At 66.9% G+C, this 19,035-nt stretch carries 17 protein-coding genes; 1 reads left to right on the top strand and 16 read right to left on the bottom strand.

What is annotated here, in order from left to right; all coding sequences use genetic code 11:
• Nucleotides 1-178: 178 nt before the first annotated feature.
• The 15 genes from HGI30_RS07305 to HGI30_RS07235 all read right to left on the bottom strand — a co-directional run bounded on the left by HGI30_RS07305 (nt 179) and on the right by HGI30_RS07235 (nt 16,363).
• Complete coding sequence (locus HGI30_RS07305; protein ID WP_168907023.1) at nt 179-4,993, bottom strand: WIAG-tail domain; 4,815 nt, start codon at nt 4,991-4,993, stop codon at nt 179-181.
• Between the two features lie 170 nt (nt 4,994-5,163).
• The gene (hprK, locus tag HGI30_RS07300; protein ID WP_168907022.1) at nt 5,164-6,084 is read right to left on the bottom strand and encodes an HPr(Ser) kinase/phosphatase; all 921 of its coding nucleotides are present in this window, start codon (nt 6,082-6,084) and stop codon (nt 5,164-5,166) included.
• The gene (locus HGI30_RS07295; protein WP_235680355.1) at nt 6,081-6,551 is read right to left on the bottom strand and encodes a GNAT family N-acetyltransferase; all 471 of its coding nucleotides are present in this window, start codon (nt 6,549-6,551) and stop codon (nt 6,081-6,083) included. Before HGI30_RS07295 ends, hprK begins: the two co-directional genes overlap by 4 nt.
• 198 nt (nt 6,552-6,749) lie before the next feature.
• Nucleotides 6,750-7,247, bottom strand: coding sequence for a hypothetical protein (locus HGI30_RS07290; protein ID WP_168907021.1), 498 nt, complete (start codon nt 7,245-7,247; stop codon nt 6,750-6,752).
• Nucleotides 7,248-7,292: 45 nt separating this feature from the next.
• Nucleotides 7,293-8,222, bottom strand: coding sequence for a 5'-3' exonuclease (locus tag HGI30_RS07285; protein WP_168907020.1), 930 nt, complete (start codon nt 8,220-8,222; stop codon nt 7,293-7,295).
• Between the two features lie 4 nt (nt 8,223-8,226).
• Nucleotides 8,227-9,438, bottom strand: a complete 1,212-nt coding sequence (locus HGI30_RS07280; RefSeq protein ID WP_168907019.1) for an aminotransferase class I/II-fold pyridoxal phosphate-dependent enzyme — start codon at nt 9,436-9,438, stop codon at nt 8,227-8,229.
• On the bottom strand, nt 9,431-9,805 hold the full coding sequence (locus HGI30_RS07275; RefSeq protein ID WP_168907018.1) for an arsenate reductase family protein: 375 nt from the start codon (nt 9,803-9,805) through the stop codon (nt 9,431-9,433). Before HGI30_RS07275 ends, HGI30_RS07280 begins: the two co-directional genes overlap by 8 nt.
• Before the next feature lie 21 nt (nt 9,806-9,826).
• The gene (locus HGI30_RS07270) at nt 9,827-10,834 is read right to left on the bottom strand and encodes an RluA family pseudouridine synthase (protein ID WP_235680354.1); all 1,008 of its coding nucleotides are present in this window, start codon (nt 10,832-10,834) and stop codon (nt 9,827-9,829) included.
• On the bottom strand, nt 10,821-11,393 hold the full coding sequence (locus HGI30_RS07265) for a cob(I)yrinic acid a,c-diamide adenosyltransferase (RefSeq protein ID WP_168907016.1): 573 nt from the start codon (nt 11,391-11,393) through the stop codon (nt 10,821-10,823). The genes HGI30_RS07270 and HGI30_RS07265 overlap by 14 nt, the downstream gene beginning before the upstream one ends.
• A gap of 1,181 nt (nt 11,394-12,574) precedes the next feature.
• On the bottom strand, nt 12,575-12,805 hold the full coding sequence (locus HGI30_RS07260; RefSeq protein ID WP_168907015.1) for an aspartyl-phosphate phosphatase Spo0E family protein: 231 nt from the start codon (nt 12,803-12,805) through the stop codon (nt 12,575-12,577).
• A gap of 144 nt (nt 12,806-12,949) precedes the next feature.
• Nucleotides 12,950-14,170 (bottom strand): aminotransferase class I/II-fold pyridoxal phosphate-dependent enzyme, encoded by a 1,221-nt coding sequence (locus HGI30_RS07255; RefSeq protein WP_168907014.1) that lies wholly within the window; start codon nt 14,168-14,170, stop codon nt 12,950-12,952.
• A 15-nt stretch (nt 14,171-14,185) separates the two neighbouring features.
• Entirely contained in the window at nt 14,186-14,677 is a 492-nt protein-coding gene (locus tag HGI30_RS07250; protein ID WP_168907013.1) for an Lrp/AsnC family transcriptional regulator, read from the bottom strand.
• A gap of 222 nt (nt 14,678-14,899) precedes the next feature.
• Nucleotides 14,900-15,280: a spore coat protein gene (locus HGI30_RS07245; protein WP_235680353.1), complete on the bottom strand. Its 381-nt coding sequence runs from the start codon at nt 15,278-15,280 to the stop codon at nt 14,900-14,902.
• A gap of 28 nt (nt 15,281-15,308) precedes the next feature.
• The gene (locus HGI30_RS07240) at nt 15,309-15,533 is read right to left on the bottom strand and encodes a hypothetical protein (protein ID WP_168907012.1); all 225 of its coding nucleotides are present in this window, start codon (nt 15,531-15,533) and stop codon (nt 15,309-15,311) included.
• A gap of 149 nt (nt 15,534-15,682) precedes the next feature.
• Nucleotides 15,683-16,363 carry a hypothetical protein gene (locus HGI30_RS07235; protein WP_168907011.1) on the bottom strand — a complete coding sequence of 227 codons (681 nt, stop codon included), beginning with the start codon at nt 16,361-16,363 and terminating at the stop codon, nt 15,683-15,685.
• Nucleotides 16,364-16,581: 218 nt separating this feature from the next.
• On the opposite strand from HGI30_RS07235, the gene HGI30_RS07230 reads away from it, so the two are divergent.
• Nucleotides 16,582-17,703, top strand: a complete 1,122-nt coding sequence (locus HGI30_RS07230; protein WP_168907010.1) for a CotH kinase family protein — start codon at nt 16,582-16,584, stop codon at nt 17,701-17,703.
• Here HGI30_RS07230 and HGI30_RS07225 read toward each other — a convergent pair.
• Nucleotides 17,653-18,930, bottom strand: coding sequence for an MFS transporter (locus HGI30_RS07225; protein WP_168907009.1), 1,278 nt, complete (start codon nt 18,928-18,930; stop codon nt 17,653-17,655). The genes HGI30_RS07230 and HGI30_RS07225 overlap by 51 nt on opposite strands.
• Between the last annotated feature and the right edge of the window lie 105 nt (nt 18,931-19,035).

Here is a 19,035-nt window from a genome sequence, read left to right as displayed (position 1 = left end):
TTCGGCAGTAAGCTACTCTATAGATTATAACCAAGTTGTCGGCGATGCGAAAATAGCGCGTCCGGAAATCAGGCCGATGAAAAAAAACGCAGCCTCGGGAAGCGGCGCGATGCCGCTTTCCGAGATTGCGTCCTGCAGGCTATGGACGAGGGTCCATCCGCGGCCTTCACTTCCTTTTTCAGCCCGCCGCGATCCAGTCGACCGTGCCGCTCGGAGCAGGTCCGAACCGGGTGCGGACGACAGCCAGCACCGCTTCGCCCGTCTCTTTCCTGCGAATGATGACGGAGCAGGATGGATGGTCGCAGCTGGCGGCAAGCGAGTAGGTCGCTTCGTCGAAGCTTTGGTCGAAGGCGATGCGCAGTTCGATTTCGGCGTCCGTCTCGCCAAAGGCGAAGGGCACGATTCCGTGCTTCGTTTGCGGACAGGCGGCCAGTCTTGCCTGCGCATGGGACAGAGCTGCCGCCGCATCCTGGACGTCCACCTGCAGCTTCTGGCAGAGAGCCTCGTTCCGGGCGAGCATGTTCTCCGTCGTCTGGCAGCGGGTTTTCCAGGCTTCCAGCTCAAGCGCCAGCTCCTGTCTTCCTGCTTCCGCCAGCTTCCGAAAATGGTCCAGCACGTCCTCGTTCAGGCTCGCGAGCTTGATCGAGCCCGGCTGAACATGACGGCCGTCCACCGCCCCGGCCGCGAGCTGATCGGGTCCGACCGCTCCGGACGCCAGCCGGCTCCGGTCCACTGCCCCGGCCGCCAGCTGCTCCAGTCCGACACAGCCAGCCTCCAGCTGATCGGGACCGACCGATCCGGACGCCAGTCGGCTCCGGTCCACCGCCCCGGCGGCCAACTGCGCCGTTCCGACGCTGCCCGCCTCCAGCTGATCGGGTCCGACCGCTCCGGACGCCAGCCGGCTCCGGTCCACCGCCCCGGCGGCAAGCTGCTCCGTTCCGACGCTGCCCGCCTCCAGCTGATCGGGTCCGACCGATCCGGACGCCAGCCGGCTCCGGTCCACCGCCCCGGCGGCCAACTGCGCCGTTCCGACGCTGCCCGCCTCCAGCTGATCGGCTCCGACCGATCCGGCGGCCAGTCGGCTCCGGTCCACCGCCCCGGCGGCCAGCTGCGCCGTTCCGACGCTGCCCGCCTCCAGCTGATCGGCTCCGACCGATCCGGCCGCCAGCCGGCTCCGGTCCACCGCTCCGGCCGCCAGCTGCTCCAGTCCGACGCAGCCAGCCTCCAGCTGACCGGCTCCGACCGCTCCGGGAGCCAGTCGGCTGCGGTCCACCGCCCCGGCGGCCAGCTTCTCCGTCCCGACGCTGCCGGCTTCCAGCTGGTCGGCTCCGACCGATCCGGGAGCCAATCGGCTCCGGTCCACCGCTCCTTCGGCCAGCTGCTCCGTTCCGACGCTGCCTGTTTCCAACTGGTCGGCTCCGACCGATCCTTCTGCCAGTCGGCTCCGGTCCACCGCTCCGGCGGCCAGCCGGCTTCGGTCCACCGCGCCGACCGCCAGCTGCTCCGTCCCCACGCTGCCCGCTTCCAGCTGCTTCGGTCCGACTGCTCCGGCCGCCAGTCGGCTCCGGTCCACCGCTCCGGGCGCCAGCTGCTCCGTCCCCACGCTGCCCGCTTCCAGCTGATCGGCTCCGACCGATCCGGCAGCCAGCCGGCTCCGGTCCACCGCTCCTTCCGCCAGCTGCTCCGTCCCGACGGCGCACGCCTCCAGCTGCTCCGATCCGACCGCCCCTTCGGCCAGCCGGCTCCGGTCTACCGCACCGGCGGCCAGCTGCTCCGTCCCGACGGCGCACGCCTCCAGCTGCTCCGTTCCGACCGATCCGGCTGCCAGCCGGCTCCGGTCCACCGCGCCGGCCGCCAGCTGCTCCGTTCCGACGCAGCCAGCCTCCAACTGGTCGGCTCCGACCGATCCGGCTGCCAGCCGGCTCCGGTCGACGGCCCCGGCCGCCAGCTGCGCCGTCCCGACGCTGCCCGCCTCCAGCTGGTCGGCTCCGACCGCTCCGGCTGCCAGCCGGCTCCGGTCCACCGCGCCGGCCGCCAGCTGCTCCGTTCCGACGCAGCCAGCCTCCAACTGGTCGGCTCCGACCGATCCGGCTGCCAGCCGGCTCCGGTCGACGGCCCCGGCCGCCAGCTGCTCCGTCCCCACGCTCCCCGGCTCCAGCTGGTCGGCTCCGACCGATCCGGACGCCAGCCGGCTCCGGTCCACCGCTCCGGCTGCCAGCTGCTCCGTCCCGACGCTCCCCGGCTCCAGCTGGTCGGCTCCGACCGATCCGGACGCCAGCCGGCTCCGGTCCACCGCTCCGGACGCCAGCTGCTCCGTCCCGACGCTGCCCTCCTCCAGCTGGTCGGTCCCGACCGCTCCGGACGCCAGCCGGCTCCGGTCCACCGCTCCGGCCGCCAGCTGCTCCGTCCCGACGCTGCCCGCTTCCAGCTGGTCGGCTCCGACCGCTCCGGCCGCCAGCCGGCTCCGGTCCACCGCGCCGGCCGCCAGCTGCTCCGTCCCCACGCTGCCCGCTTCCAGCTGATCGGTCCCGACCGCTCCGGCCGCCAATCGGCTCCGGTCCACCGCGCCAGCCGCCAGCTGCTCCGTCCCCACGCTGCCCGCTTCCAGCTGATCGGTCCCGACCGCTCCGGCCGCCAATCGGCTCCGCTCCACCGCGCCGGCCGCCAGCTGCTCCGGTCCGACGGCTGCTCGCTGCAGCTGCAGCCGTCCGACCGATTCCGGGGCCAGCTTGGAAGCGACGACGCTCTGCTCGGCCAGCTTGTCGGCCGTCACGGCTCCGGCAACAAGCTTATCCGTCGATACCGACTCGGGCGACAGCTTCAGCGAGCTGACCATATAATCGGCCAAGTGCCGGGCCGTCACCGAGCGTTCGGCCAGCACCCTGCCGTCGACCGCCCCGTCCCTAAGCTGAAGGCTTGCGACCGAACGCTCGGCCAGCGCCTCCAGCTCGACCGAGCCGGGAGCCAGATGGCGTGCCTCGACCGCATCATCGGCGAGCCGGGAGGCGTCGATCGCTTTTTCCGCGACATGCCGGAGGCAGACGGCTTGATCCGCCAAGTGGCTGCGGCCCACCGCGCCCGGAGCGAGCTGCTCCGGACCGACGCTGCCGTCCGCCAGATGGCGGCTCTCTACGGCTTCCACGCCCAGTTCGTCCGGACCGACCGCCTCCGCCGCAAGCTTGCTGCGCGACACCGCGCGGTCCGCCAGCTTATCCTCGGCGATCGAGCCTGCCGCGTAGTGGACACTCCCTACCGCTCCGGCCTGCAAGCTCGAAAAGCCGACGCTGCCTTCCCGAAGATGCTCCTGCCGGATGCTGCCGGCCTGCAGCTGGCCGGCTCCGACAACCCCCTCGCCCAGATGGAACTGGCGGATGGAGGCGGCGCCGATCTTGGAGCCGTCCACGCTGCCCGGCGCGAGATGACGGGCTTGCACCGTTTCGAATCCCAGCTTGGAGGAGCCGACGCTGCCGTCGGCCAGCTTGGCGGAGGTGACGGCATGATCCGACAGCTGCATCGTCGTCACGGCGTCGGGACGGAGCTTATCCGAGCTCACGCTGCCATCGGCCAGATGGCGGTTGCCCAGCGAGCCGTCCGCGAGATGGCGGCTCTCCACGCTGCCGGGAGCGAGCTGTCCGCTGCCGACCGAATTCAGCTGCAAGGCTTCCGGGCCGACGCTGCCCGGCGCAAGATGGCGAGCTTGCACCGATTCGTGTCCGAGCTTGGAGGAGGCGATGCTGCCGTCCGCCAGCTTGGCGGAGGTGACGGCATGATCCGACAGCTGCATGCTCGTGACGGCGTCGGCCTGCAGCTTCTCCGAGCTGACGCTGCCATCCGCCAGCTGGCGGTTGCCGACCGCGCCGTCCGCCAGGTGGCGGCTCTCCACGCTGCCGGGGGCAATCTGCCCGCTGCCGACCGACTCCGGCAGCAAGGCCTCCGGACCGACGCTGTCCGGCGCCAGCTCGCGGCTGCCGACCGCATGCTCCGCCAGCTGCTGCGACCCGACGCAACCGTCCTGAAGATGGCGGGACGCCACGACTCCTTCCTGCAGCTGGCCGGATCCGACCGAGCCTTCCGCCAGATGGCCTTGCTCGACGGCGCCGCTGGCGAGCTTGGCTGAAGTGACGGAGCCGTCGCGCAGCTTGGCGGAGGTGACCGCCTGCTCCCCGAGCTTGGCATTGTCGACGCTTCCCGCTGCCAGCGCCGGCGAGCCGACCGATTCCGGACCGTACAAGCGGCTCGTCAGGCTGCCGTCCGTCAGCGCCTCGGACGAGATCGTGCCCGGACGGATATGCCGACTCTCAATCGCGCCGTCCTCCAGCAGCGACCCCGGCAGGCTCCGAGCCGCCAGCTTCTCCGGCGTGACGCTGCCGTCCTGGAGCTTCGACGACGAGACCGCCCCATCGCGAAGCTTTCCGGAGCCGACGGAGCTGTCCGCCAGATGCTCCTCCAGCACCGCGCCGGGCGCGAGCTTTCCGGAGCCGACCGTCCCGTCCCGCAGCTTGATTCCGGTTACCGATCCGTCCGCAAGCGCCCTTTCGGTCACCGCTTCGTCGGCCAGCTTGCCGGCCGAGACGCTTCCGGGCGCGAGCTTCGCTTCCGATACGGAGCCCTCCGCCAGATCGGACCCGTAAACCGACGGCGCTGCCGCTTCTGGCCCGCGCCTTTCCTCCAGCAGCTGACGGAGCCGATCCTCCGCGCTTTCATCGGGCACAGAGGCGGACTCGGATGGAGCCGCAGCCTGCACGTCCTCCGCATCGGCGCCTTCCCGGACCTCCTCTCCATCCGCAGCCTCCTGGAGATCCTCCGCATCCGCGTCCGCTTGAACCTCCATCAGCGCTTCCGGCCGATCCGGAGCCTCTACCGCGCTCACCTGCAGCTGCTTATCGTCGCTATGCAGCTCATCGATCCAGCCGATCTCCGAAAATGCCGAATCCTCCACCTGCAGCACCTTCCTGCGCGGCTTGGACAGTCTTCCCTTCCGGTTGTTTGCCATCGCCCTCTCCTTTGGTTCCGACATCATCCGATCCACTATATGCGGAACCTTGGGCGAACTGACCGGTTTCGGGACAGCCGCTCGACAAAAAAAGCCCGTCCCCGCGCGAAAAGCACGGGAAACGGACCTAGCCTGAACGTCTCGGGCATGTGCCGGAGAGACCGGCGCGCTTAGCCTTCCTGCAGCCGGCTCATGAACTCCTCGACCGCGCTGTAGCCTTGCTGCTGCAAGTACCAGTTGTTGGCGGCGGCCTCGACGAGGCTTGCCACGTCGCGGCCCGGCTGCAGCTGGATCTGGATATGCGGGATGCGGACGCCCATGTAGTCGGTGTACCGCTCCTCGACCTCCAGCTCGTTGTTGAGCTCGTTGTCGCGCCACTTGGTCAGCTCGATGTCGAGCGCGATGCGCGTCTCCTCCTGAAAGGCCTTGCGTCCATACAGCCGCACGACGTTGATGAGGCCGATGCTGCGCAGCGCCAGGAACTCCTTGGTCTTGCCGTTATGCGTGCCGAGCAGCGTGCGCGGGCTCAGCTTCTTGAGCACGATCACGTCGTCGGCGACGAGCCGGTGCCCCCGGCGGATGAGCGAGTGCGCCGTCTCGCTCTTGCCGGCTCCGGACGAACCGCGCAGCAGGATGCCGATGCCGGAGACGTTGACGCATACGCCGTGGATGGCGATCTGCTCCGCCAGCTCCTTGACGAGGAAGGCGTCCATGACGGCGATGAATTCCGTCGTCGGCAGCGGCGTGCGCAGCAGCGGGATGCCCTCCTCCTCGCAGTAGCGCATCAGGTACTTGAGCCCTTCCTCCTGCTGGCCCGACGTGACGATGAAGCAAGGAGGATGATACTTGACGATGTTGCCGATGTGGAGGTTGCGCTCCAGATCGGTCAGCTTGTGCAGGTACGTGATTTCCTTGATGCCGAGCACCTGCACCCGTTCCATCGGGAAATAATCGAAATAGCCGACGAACTCAAGTCCCGGCCGATGGCCGCCCGGCTTGGTCACCTGACGATCCAGCCGCTCCTCGGCCGCCAGCACCTCGAGCTTGAAATGCTCGGCCAGCGCGCGGACCGACACCGCTCCCTTGCTCATGGTCCGTCCTCCTCTCCCGGCTGCTTGCCGATGATGCGCTCATAGACGGCGAAATGCCGCTCCTCCTCGTAGCCCTCGGACTCGTACAGCCTGCGCGCCGCCGCGTTGCCATGCGCGGTGGACAGCTGGATGTACGCCGCGCCGGTCTCCGCGCCGAGACGCTCCGCCTCCCGCAGCAGCTCGCGCGCGACGCCTCTGCCTCTCCAGGCGGGATCGACGAACAGATCGTTCAAGATCCAGGCCGGTCTCAGCGAGAGCGAAGAGAAGGAGGGATACAGCTGCATGAAGCCGACAGGAGTTCCCTCCTCCATGGCGGCAGCTACGACGGATTCGTTCCGGCTGAGCCGCTCCGTCAGAAAAGCCTCGGCGCGGGCGAGCTCCGCCTCGCTGTCGGGATAGCCGTAAAAAAGACGGTAGCGGTGGAACAGCCCGCTCAGCTCCCGCGCCATGGCGGGACTTGCTTGCACGATATCGATCGCCCATTCTCCTTTCGTCTTCCGTGATCGTCCGATACAGAGAGTCTAGCGCGCCCGAAGCCTATGCTCCATGGACAATCCGCCGGAAAGCATGGACTGCGGCCCGGCCCGGACGCGCGATCCCCCAGCCGGAGAAGCGACTCCCTCGACGAAAATGCCGTCCCGCTAGCGGGACGGCATCTGGAGGAATCAGCCTTCCGGACGGAAGCCTTCCTCGCGGAGGTATTCCTCCGCCTCGTCGAACGACTCGAACGCCATCTCCAGATTGAGGCCGGCGTACAGATACCACAGGTCATCCTCGCTGCGCAGCTCGAGCGCATTGCCGTCGCCGTCGACCCAGCGGCTCTTGGCCATCCGGCGGCGGCGCGCCGCCCGGCTTTGGCCCGGCTGGGCCGCCGGCGCCGACGGCGGGCGGGAGAGCGAGGCGATCGAGGCCGCCGTCAGCTGCCGCAGCTCCTCGGCGTCCAGGTCGCGGATGCTCGCGTAGCCTTTCTCATCCGTTTCGTACCCGTCCAGCAGCCCCGCATAAACATATCCCCCGCCGTTGGGGTGCAGGCGGAAGACGACGTTTTTCTTCTCATGCAGGCTGCCCTCGAACTGAAAGTTGACCCGCCCCATCGATACGTCGCTGCGCGTCAGCTGGGGAAAGCTCTGGAACAGCTCCAGCTTTTCTTCAAACGATAGCATAACATCCTCCGTCTCGGTCGCGTTGCCGCGTCAATAGTGATCCGCTCAGCCGATCAGGCTCATCAAACTGCGGAATTCGAGCTCCTCGAACTTGCGCTCGACCGCGTGGCGGTCGACCGCCCAGCAGCATTCGTGCATCGCGAGCAGCACCGGCGCCTCGCAGTGGATCGTCGCCAGGCGGCGGGACAGATGCAGCATGTCGAGATCAGCCTCGATCTTGGACCGCACCGATCCGGACAACGAGCCGAGATTGGCGAGGATGCCGTCGATCGAGCCGTGCTCCTGCACGAGCTTCAGCGCCGTCTTCTCGCCGATGCCCTTGACGCCGGGATAGTTGTCGCTCGCGTCGCCCATCAGGCCTTTGACGTCGATGATCTGCGGCGGCGTCAGCCCGCGCTCCTCCATCAGGCTCTCCGGCGTGTACACCATGTAGTTGCCGTGGCCCTTCTTCATGATGATGACGGAGACGCGCTCGTCGACGAGCTGCAGCAGGTCATGGTCGCCCGTCAGCACGAGCACCTCATGCTCCTGGCCATGCAGCCGCGCCAGCGTGCCGATGCAGTCGTCCGCCTCGTAGCCCGGCGCGCCGATGTTCGGCACGCCGAAGCTGGCGACGACCTCCTTGACGAGGTCGAACTGCGGGATCAGGTCATCCGGCGCGTCGGGGCGGTTCGCCTTGTACAGGGTGAACTCCTGCGTGCGGAACGTGCTGCTCCCGAGATCCCAGCAGACCGCCACATGACTCGGCTCGAAGCGCCGCACCGCGTCCATGAAGTAGCGCACGAAGCCGTGCACCGCGTTGACCGGCAGCCCCGAGCTCGTCCGCCGCACGCTGCCGCCGTAGGCGGTCGCGAAGTAGGCGCGGAACAGGATCGCCATGCCGTCGACGAGCAGCAGCCGCGAGCGCTTCGGCAGCTCCGCTTCTCCCGCCGCCTCCGGCAGCGGCTTGTCCTCGTTCCAGGTGAACAGGTCCATCGTTTCAGCCTCCTCCTCTTTGCAAATAGTCCGGCAGCCAGCGCGCGATGCGCGCCGCCGCCTCGATGAGCCGAGCCTCGTCCTCGACGAGCGCGATGCGGACGTAGCCTTCGCCCTCGCTGCCGAACGCGTCGCCCGGCACGACGGCGACGCCGGTCTCGGCCAGCAGCCGCTCGGCGAACCGGCGGCTGCTCGTCCGCCCGCCGTCAGCCGGCTGCGGCACGGCCGCCCACAGGAACATCGTGGCCGCCGGCGCCTCGACCGGCCAGCCTGCCTCGGCGAGCGCCCGCACGAGCGCGTCACGGCGGCTTTCATAGATGTGGCGGAAGCCGGCATAACCGGGCCCCATCGCCTCGTCCAGCGCTTCCGCCGCCGCTCGCTGCACCGCGCCGAACACGCCGTAGTCGATGTTCGCCTTGAGGCGGCGCAGCGCTCCGACCGCTTCGCGGCTCCCTGCAAGGAAGCCGAGGCGGCAGCCGGCCATATGGAAGCTTTTGGACATGGAGTGGAACTCGACCGCCACGTCAAGAGCGCCGGGTATCGCCAGCACGCTCATCGGCCGATAGGAGCCGTAGCCCATCTCCGAGTAGGCCAGATCATGCACGAGCACGACGCCGTGCCGCCGGCACTTGGCGACGAGCGCCTCCAGCAGCTCCCGGCTCGAAGCCGCGCCGATCGGATTGCCGGGAAGGCCGAGCAGGACGAAGCGCGCCCGCTCCCAGTCCTCTTCCGGCACGAGCTCCGGATCGGGCAGAAAGCCGTTCTCCGCCTTCAGCGGCAGCAGAATCGGGTCCGCGCCCGCCAGCGCGAGCGAAGCGGCATAGACCGGATAGCCCGGATCCGGCACGATCGCGGCGTCTCCCGGCTCGCACAGTGCCAGCGCCAGATGCGCGAGGCCGTCCTGCGAGCCCATGAGCGCCAGCAGCTCCTCGTCCGGGTCGAGCTCGACGCCGAACCGATGCTTCATCCATTCGGCCGCCTTGCGGCGAAACAGCTCACTCCCCTGCGAGGAAGGGTAGCGGTACGAGGCCGGATCGAGTGCCGCCTCGCTCAGCTTCCGCATGACCCGCTCGCTCGGAGGCAGGTCCGGGCTGCCGATGCTCAGGTCGATGACGTCGAGGCCGGCCGCCTCCGCACGGCTGCGCCACGAGGCGACCTCGGCGAATACCGAGGAGCCGAGGCGGCCGAGCTTGGCCGCTCCGACCGGCTTAGCCATGCGGCCAGGCCGCCTTGTAATCGTCCGGCTTGTAGCCGACGGTGGCGCGACTGCCGTCGGTGACGATCGGCCGCTTGAGCAGCATGCCGTTCGAGGCGAGCAGCTCCAGCTGCTCGCGCTCGCCCATGCTGCCGAGCTTGTCCTTCAGCCCAAGCTCCTTGTACACCTCGCCGGAGGTGTTGAAGAACTTCTTCAGCGGCAGTCCGCTGCGCTGCACGAGCTCGGCCAGCTCGTCCGCCGTCGGCGGCTGCTCGCGGATCGGCACCCGCTCGAGCTCCCAGCCCGCTTGCTCCAGCGCCTTGACCGCCATCCGGCAGGTGCCGCATTTGCTATATTCATAGATTGTCAGCTTCTTCTTGTTGTCCATCCGTTCGCTTCACGCCTTTCGTCATTCATCCATCCATCCAGTCGCCTGCACGAGCGCCTGCTCCAGCGCCCGCAGCTCCGGCGGAAGCGGAGCTGCGAAGCTCAGCTCCCGGCCCGTCATCGGGTGGTGGAAGCTCAGCTCCGCCGCATGCAGCGCCTGCCGTCCGGCCGCAAGCTCCCAGGCGGCCTCTCCGCCCCCGGCCGCGGCCGGCCCGTACATCCGGTCGCCGATCAGCGGACAGCCGATCCAGCCCGCGTGGACGCGGATCTGATGGGTCCGGCCGGTCTCCAGCCGCAGCCGCAGCTTGCTGGCGCGCCCGCCTCCATACGTCCGCTCCGTCTCGTAGCGGGTGGCCGAGGCATATCCCGCAGGCGTGACGATCCGGACATGCGGAGCCGACGGATCGCGGTCGATCGGCGCGTCGATCCGGCCGGATGCGATGGCGGGGCTGCCATACGCGAAGGCGACATAGCCTTTGCGGATGCGGCCGTCTCCGTGCTGCTCCGAGAGCTGCTGGTGCACGTACGGATTTTTGGCGATCAGCACGAGCCCCGACGTATCCTCGTCGAGCCGGTGCACGGGACGGAAGCGCACGTTCTCTCCCCGCTGCTGCCAGTGGTGGACCGCCGCGTTGGCGAGCGTGCCGGTGTAATGCCCGTGCGTCGGATGCACGACCATGCCGGCCGGCTTGGAAGCGAGCAGCAGCCAGTCGTCTTCAAAGACGATCTCGAGCGGCAGCGGCTGGGGCAGGATGTCCTCGGAACGCTCTTGCTCCATGCGGATCTCGCAGACGTCGCCTGTCGCGACGGGATCACCGGAGTAAGCCCGCGCGCCATTGATCGTCAGTCCCTTTTCGGTCAGCTTGAGCCGGGAGAGCAGCTTGCGCGAGACGCCGAGGCGGCGCTCCAGCAGCTTGGACAGGCGCCAGCCGTGCTCGGACTCGCCGGCGATGACGGCGATCGGCTCATAGTAGCCGTGCGGAGGGACGGACCCCTGCACGTAGCGCGGATCGGTTCTAGCGGTCGCCACGAAATACGTCCGCTCCCCTCGCATATTCCGTATCCGGCTGCCCGGCACGGAAGTTGGCCGCTCGGGCGGCCGCGAAAAAGTAATCCGAGAGGCGGTTCAAGTAAGCCCGCACCGGCGGATGAATCTGCCTCTCTCCCGCCAGCGTCACGACGCGCCGCTCCGCCCTCCGGCAGACGGTGCGGCACACGTGCAGCGCCGCCGCGAGGGGCGTGCCGCCCGGCAGGATGAAGCGCCGCAGCGGCGGGCACTCTGCATCCAGCTCGTCGATCCACCGCTCCAGCCGCTCGGCCATCTCCCCGTTCGTCTTGAGCTGCTCCGGGCGCGGACTGGCGTAGCTCAGATCAGAGCCGCAGTCGAACAGCTCCTGCTGGATCTCCTCCAGCATGTCCGCGAGCCGCTGCATGCCGGGCTCGGCGAGAGCGGCCGCGCGCGCGGCTCCCGCGAAGGCATTCAGCTCATCGATCGTTCCGTACGCCTCCACCTGCGCGTCGTCCTTGCCGACGCGGCCGCCGATCAGCGATGTCGAACCGTCATCTCCGGTCCTCGTATACAGCTTCATCCGATCGTTCCCTTCTTCTCTTGTCGATAGGCTCCATTATACCATATCGCGACCCGCCGCCGATTCCTTTCTCCTGCCGCCGAAGCAAAAAAACCGGGACCGATTTGCCCCGGCATGGACCGGCACCTCCTCGTGGAATGGGTGCTGAAACTGAACCCGGTACTTGTTTCGCGGACCAGAGAATTACTTCGCGAGGCGAGAAACGCCGGGACCAACCGCTTCGCATGGCGGCGGGACCGGACCGCTTCGCATGGCGGGGACTCGTTCCGATCTCCCTGGAGCCCAGATTCCTTTGATTCCATTCCTCAGCAGAGGTGGAATCCGGCCTCCAAGGGAACCGCTGCCGCTTCTCCACGAGTTCCCCGCCCCGCTTCGCTTCTGGTCCCTGCATGAAGCGCCGCTTCGCCGGCAACTCAGGCCGCACCGTCGCTTCGCGGCCGGAAACGAATTTACGCTCCAAAAGAAGTAGACTCGTCTCTTTTAATCGTGAACTTCATGCTCGCTGCTTGGCCACGCGACTCCGGAACCTCTCGATTTGCCAGCCGTTCCGCAATCAAGGGGTAAAAACGGATCTCGTTCTTAGGAGTCGGGGGCATCTTGGCTGCGACGCCTTTCCCATGGATGAAGAATTAATAGGGGACTGGTGGAAATGGCGGTATCGTCTAGGCTGGAGGGGGCCGTTTGTGTTGCCTGCTAGCCTGCTTGGTGGTCGGTCTGCTTGCTCACTCCCTGCCTGCAGTCGATATGTATCGACCGTACGCAGCACTGCCGTCTCCCCGTCATATGGGAGACGTCCACCCTCCATAAAAAGAGGGAGGAGAAAGCAGAGACAAGGCAAAGCGGAGCGAGCCGATGCCTTTCGGAGAAGCGGCAGCGGTCCTCTTGGAAGACGGATGGCCACCGAATAGGAGGCTAGGCGATCCGGGCATCCGGCTTCCAGTGGAATCGGAGAAAGGCTCGGCTCGCGCAGCGAGCTCCTTGTCCAGTAAAAGCGCTTCTCCGCCCAGAAAGGCTCGGCTCGCGCTACGGGCTCCTTGTCCCACAACAGCGCTTCTCCGGCTCGGTCCGAAGACGAAAAACTCTAAAGTCGAAAAAGGCTTCCGACCCGTCTCCGCCAGGAAGGCGGAAACGGTCCGGAAGCCTTGTGCGCAATGCGCATCGCATCATCCCTGTCCGAGCGCTCAGCTCAGCCGGCGATGCAGGAATTCATTGATCTTGACGTCAAGCTTCTGGCTGATCGCAAGAAGATGCTCCGACTGGAAGCCGATCCCCTGCTCGTAGGTCTGCTCCATCTCGCGGCGCAAGGCATCGATCTCGTCCGCAAGCTCTCGCAGCATCGGGGTCCAGCTGCCGGCCGGCAATGGCTTTGGGCGTGACGGGGACCATGCGCCGATATCCGTTCCTGTCGTCATACGGCATCCCTCCCGTTCAACTCGGCTGCAGCCGTCTTCGGAACCTGATCTTGCAGGAAAATGCCACCCCGTAATGGCCATCCGTTCAGCTCATTATACCAAAGCATGACGTCATTGCCTACAAGAAATGCCATTTCGTCCGGACTATCCCTGCGCGTCCAGCTTGTGCACGAACGCTCCCATGCGCTCGATCGCCTCCGTCAGCTGGGCGACGCTCGTCGCGTACGAGCAGCGGAGATGGCCCTCTCCGCCTAGGCCGAACACGTTGCCCGGCACGGCGGCGACGCCATGCTCCTGAACGAGCCGCTCGGCGAACGCCTCCGAAGACAGGCCGGTCGAAGCGATCGAAGGAAACGCGTAGAACGCGCCCTGCGGCTCATGGCAATCGAGCCCGATCTCGCGCAGGCCGCTGACGACAAGCCGGCGGCGCTGGTTGTACGACTCCATCATGCGGTGCATCTCGTCCATCCCGCTGGTCAACGCCTCGTAAGCCGCTACCTGCGCCATGTTGGAGGCGCACATGACCGTGTACTGGTGAATCTTGAGCATGGCGCCGATCAGCTCGTGATGGCCGCATGCGTAGCCGATGCGCCAGCCGGTCATGGCGAACGCCTTGGAAAAGCCGCTCACGAGGATCGTCCGGTCCTTCATGCCCGGCAGCGAGGCGAAGCTCACATGACGGCTGCCATACGTCAGCTCGGCGTAAATCTCGTCGGAGATGACGATCAGATCGCGCTCCTCGACGAGCTTGGCGATCGGCAGCCAGTCCTCGTAGGTCATGATGCCGCCGGTCGGATTGCTCGGGTAGCTGAGCACGAGCACCTTGGAGCGGGGCGTGAGCACGGCCCGCAGCGACTCCGCCTTGAGCTTGAAGGCGTCGCGGGCGAACGTCTCGATGCCGACGGGGACGCCGCCGGAGAGCGCCGTGATCGGCGAATATGAAATGTAGCTCGGCTCCGGGATCAGAATCTCGTCGCCGGGGCTGATGAGCGCCCGCAGCGCCAGGTCGATCGCCTCGCTGCCGCCGACCGTCACCAGAATCTCGCGGCCGGGATCGTAGTCGACGCCGAAGCCGTCGCTCAGGTACTGTCCGATCGCGCCGCGCAGCTCGATCGTGCCCGCGTTGGACGTATACTGCGTCTTGCCGGCCTCCAGGGCCGCCACGCAGGCGTCGCGCACATGCCACGGCGTGACGAAGTCGGGCTCGCCGACGCCAAGCGTGATGACGTCCTTGCGGCTGCTCGCCAGATCGAAGAAGCGGCGGATGCCGGAAGGCTTGATCGCCCTCGCCTGCGGCGAGAGATAGTCCGCCATGCTGCGGACAGCCGTTCGTTCGGGCTTAACGGATTCCTTGGATACGCTCATCTAGGACCACCCTCGTCACGGCGTGACCAGCAGCCGCTGATCGCCTTCGTTTTCTTCAAAGATAATGCCGTCCTGCTTGTATTTCTTGAGAATGAAGAACGTCTTGGTCGAGAGCACCGAGTCGATCGTCGACAGCTTGCTCGAGACGAACGAGGCGACATCGTTCAGCGTCCGGCCCTCCACCTCGACGAGCAGGTCGTAGGCGCCCGACATCAGGTACACCGTCTTGACTTCCGGATAGAGGTAGATGCGCTCGGCGATCCCCTCGAAGCCGCGCCCGCGCTCCGGCGTGATCTGCACTTCGATCAGGGCGGTCACTTTCTGGTCGTCCACTTTGCTCCAGTTGATGACGGGCGCGTATTTGACGATGACGTGCTCCTTTTCCATCTCCGCGATCGCCTGCTCCACCTCGTTCAGCGGTTGTCCAAGCATCGTCGCGATCAGCTGCGGGCTCCTGCGGGCGTCTTCCTTGAGCAGCTCGAGCACTTTGAGTTTCCTATCATCCATCGTCGTTTTTAACTCCCTTCCTGAAGCGGTATGAAGAACATTTTACAACGTAAACAAGGCGTTTGGAAAGGAAAAAGGGGAATCGTCTCCCTTTCGGAAAAAAGAAGGCGCGGCCGCTTCCCGGCATTTTCCAGGAGACGGCCGCGAAGGCGGACCGCCGAAGGGAACGGCGAAAAGGCCGGATGAAGGCATCCGGCCTTTGGGGAAGCACAGCGGAGCGAATCAGTTGTAGGCAGGCGCGCCCTGCTGCTGCTGGGACTGCTGCATGAACGGAGCGGCCTGGCCGGCCGTCCGCTGCTGGATGAACTGCTGCGTCTGCTGCTGCGTCTGCTGGTACGTCTGCAGCTGCTTCTGGATATCCTGGCGCAGCGCCGGCGAGGACGTATCGTACATGTTCGCCGCCTGCATCGCGTTGTACAGCTCGCCCTGCATCTGCAGGGTGCTGTTCGTCAGATCCGTGAACAGCTTGCGGATCTCCGGGCAGGTCGATTCCGTGGCGGCCGTCGCGTATTCGCGCACGACGCGCTTCAGGTCGGCAAGCACCGTATACGCCCAATCGGCGTCGGGCAGCTTGGGCTGCTGCATCTGGTTCTGCTGGTTCATCGTCTAGACCTCCCTGTTCGGATTGGGCTCAGTTCGTCTGCGGGCTCGTAGGAGCCAGCTGCTGATGCTGCTGCAGCGAGCTGAGCAGCGTCGCATAGTTTTGCTGGTGGACGGACGTCATGCGGCCCAGCACCTGGCTTACGCCCGGCACGCTGATGCTCGTCGAGGCGCAAGCGCATTGCTTGGCCAGCAGGTCTTCATTGGACATGGAATCGGCGATGTATTCCAGTTCCTTTCCGGAAATCGGCTGCATCGGATACCTCCATCGGTGAAAGGATGAGTTGCCTTGGAGTAGAATGCCCTTTGCCGGACGAGTTATGTATGCGAAGCGAAGGCGGATCGTTCCGCCCAGGCTTCTCGAGGAAAGCCGTTCCGCAACCCGCCTCCCTTCCCGCGGCGTCGCTACAGAAAGACCGCTTTCAGCGCGCGGACCGGCAGCAGCAGCTTGCCTCCGTCCGCTTCGGTGATCGGCACGAAGCCGTCCTTGACCGGGCCGAGCACTCCCGCCACATCCGGATAGCCTCCCCGGCAAAGGACGGTCATCTCGCCCTCGAGCCGTTCCAGCTGCTGCTCGAAATGGCGCGACAGGCCGAGCGAGAGCGGACGGATCGGAAACTGCTCCGGCTTCAGCCGGTACGGGGAAAGCCCCGCCGGATAAGGAGAGAGCGCCTGCACATGCTCCAGCGGCAGCAGCACGGCTCCATGCAGCGGCGTGCAGAACAGCGCGAAATCGTTCATCACGCCGGCGAGGTAGCCGTGCAGCACATGCCGGGCCGACAGCCTCAGCTCGGCGAACGTTCCCTTCGCCTCGAGCAGCATCGCCCTGTAGCCCGTCGGCAGCACGGTCGCGCCTATACCGGCTTCGTCGCGGGGCTCGCTGCCGATCGTCCGTTCCGCCGACTCCCCGTCGCGTTCATGCGCTCCGTCCGGCTCGGCCGCGAAACTTCCCTTGAACCCTTTCACCTGATGCAGCGGAATGTAGATCCGCCTGCTCCGCAGCGGATCGTCCGCGACGAGCAGATCCCTCCGCCTCGCCCGCACGACCGCCTCGATCGCGCCGTCCTCCAGCTGCACCGTCGTCATCCTGCTTCGTTCCAGCTCGATCCCCTCCCGCAGCGGAGCGCGTCCAGCGCGTCCGCCTTCCGCTCTGCTGCATCCTATGCGGCCTGTCTGCCTTGCGCATGGGGACTTGCCGGGCCGTCCCGCCCGAAAGCCGCCCTAGAACCAACCCGGCGCGATCGGAATACGGTATGGCGTGGGCAGGAGCGGAGACGGGGGAAACAAAAAGGAGGCGGTGCGCGATGAGAGCCGGATTGGCGGTTCGATCCATTCGGATCAGCGCCCAGGCGCAAGCGGAACTCGCCAGCGACGTATGGAGCCGGCGGCATGTGCCGGTCCAGCTGACGGCGGGAGGCAGGACGGACGGCGCCAGGCTCCGCTATCGGGGAGGGCATACGAGAGAGTATCCGAAAAAGTCGTACGAGATCAGGCTCGACAGCGGTCTCGTGCTGCACTGGAACGCGGAGGCGGACGATCCGTCGATGATCCGCAACGCCCTCTCGTTCCGGTTCATGGAAGGCATCGGCGTGCCGGCGCCGCGCACCCGGCATGTGTGGCTGGACGTCAACGGAGAATGCCGGGGCTTGTACCTCGAGATCGAGGCGGTCAACTCCCGCTTCTTCGCCCTGCGCGGCATCCCTTACCGGTCGCTGCTGTACGCCGCCAACGACTCCGCCAACTTCGAGCGCGCGCTCTCCGAGAGCGGGCGCCGCAAGCGCGATCTGGCGGAGGGCTACGAGTTCATCGAGGGCGACGGCGATACGCTCCCCCGCCTCTGCTCCTTCATTCGCGGCATCCACCGCCTGAAAAACGGCAAGCTGCGCGAGCTGATCGAGGAGCGCGTCGACGTCCCCGCTTATTTGCGCTGGCTGTCGGGTGCGGTGCTGACCGGCAACTTCGACGGCTTCGAGCAGAATTACGCCTTGTACGAGGAGGCGTCCCGGCAGCGGTACGGCATCCTGCCTTGGGATTACGAGGGCACCTGGGGCCGCAACTGCTACGGCAAGCTCTGTCCGGCCGGCCTGGTCCGCGTGCAGGGCTACAACGGCTTGACGCGCCGGCTGATGCAGTTCGACGATTGGAAGAGGGCGTACGCCGAAGGGTTCGAACGGCTCCTCGAGGAGGACTTCACCGAGGAGCGGATCGACCGGCTGGTCGGGGAGCTGCACGGAAGCATCGCTGCCGCAGTCCGGCTCGACGCGAGCCGGGCCGCCACTCGGGGACTGTTCGGCGGAGAGCCCGAGGTCATCCGCCAGTACGTCCGGCAGCGCCGCGCAAGCGCGGGCAAGGAGCTCCGGCGCTGGGTCCGGGCTTCAGCCGCTCCCGCTGCCGTCCGGGTCCGCGTCCGCGGCACGGATGGCTGAGCCCGGCGGGCGGAGCCGGTTGCGGATGATGAACCAGCCGGCGATCGGAGCCGAGCCGAGCGCCAGCAGCAGCCAGGCGAACGACGGCGAGTCGGGAGCGGAGCGGCCGGCGACGGCGATGAAGGCCAGCACGCCGGCCAGCCGGCCCGTCGTCAGCGCGAGCTCCCGCAGCACGGTCAGCTCGACGCGGCTCGACGCCGCTTCTTCGCTGCGTCCCATCAGATCGAACACCGACGAGGTGATCGGGATGAGATATAGCGGCGAGAACAGCGCCGTGCCGATGCCGACGAGCAGCAGGCTGGCGTAGCTCATGCCGCCGAGCAGCGGCAGCAGCGCTGCGGCGAGCGCGAGCGTGCCGGCAAGCATGGCCGTCCGGCGGCGTTCCGGTCCGAGCTTGCGGCCGCATAGCCAGAAAGCGGCCATGCCGACGAGCGACGTGACGAGGTAATAGGTGCCGACCTTCTGCTCGGCCCCCGTGGAGGCATAGATCGCCAGTCCGAGCACGAACAGGAACACGCCGTCGCGCAGCCCTTGCAGCGCGATGGCCGGAGCGAAGCGGCGCCAAGGGCTTTCCGGCTGGCGCAGCTCGGCCGCCGGGAAGCTCCAGCGGTAGCGCCCCTGCGGCGGCCGCTTCTTGATTTTGGCGCTGAGCAGCGCGGCCGCGCCGAACAGCGCGAGCGACACGCTGAAGATGAGCGTATAGCCCGCGTTTCCTCCGCTGCCGGAGATGACGAGCCCCGACAGGAACGGAGCCGCCATGGCGACCGCGGAGCCGAGCAGGCCGGCCATGCCGTTGTACGCATCCCGGTTGTCCCTTTCGGTAATCTCGAAGTAGAGGACGTTGTAGGCGAGCCAGAAGAAGCCGCCCGCCGTCCCGCTCAGCAGGCCGAGCGGAGCCGCCCAGGAGGCCGCCTTGCTTCCGAGCAGCAGCACGGCCAGGTAAAAGGCGCCGGAGACGGCGATTCCCGTCCGCAGGGAGGCTACGAGACCTTTGCGCTTCGCCCACGATCCGGCGAGGTACGCGCACAGTCCGCCCGCCGCATATTGGAGCAGCGAGAACAAGCCGACGAGCGCGTAGGACTGGTTGGCTTTGAACAGATAGACCGGCACGAAAACGCCCGACAGCGCGTTCGCGCAGTTGTACAGCGTCAATACGGCGAGCAGCAGCAGCGGCTGGCCGTGCAGCGCCCCCTCGCGCGCGGGACGGAGCGCGCTTTCGCTTTTCACGGACATCACCTCCATTCGGGAGAGGGTTCCCTCCCCGGCAGGAGATGATGCGTGAGGCCGCATGCCGCGCCGGGAACGAACCTCTCTTTTCGATGCCGCTTCTCG

The sequence above is a fragment of the Paenibacillus albicereus genome (assembly GCF_012676905.1).
Taxonomy (GTDB): Bacteria; Bacillota; Bacilli; order Paenibacillales; family Paenibacillaceae; genus Paenibacillus_O; species Paenibacillus_O albicereus.
The sequence above is the reverse complement of the archived record's forward strand: the minus strand, read 5'-3'. Positions and strand labels throughout refer to the sequence as shown.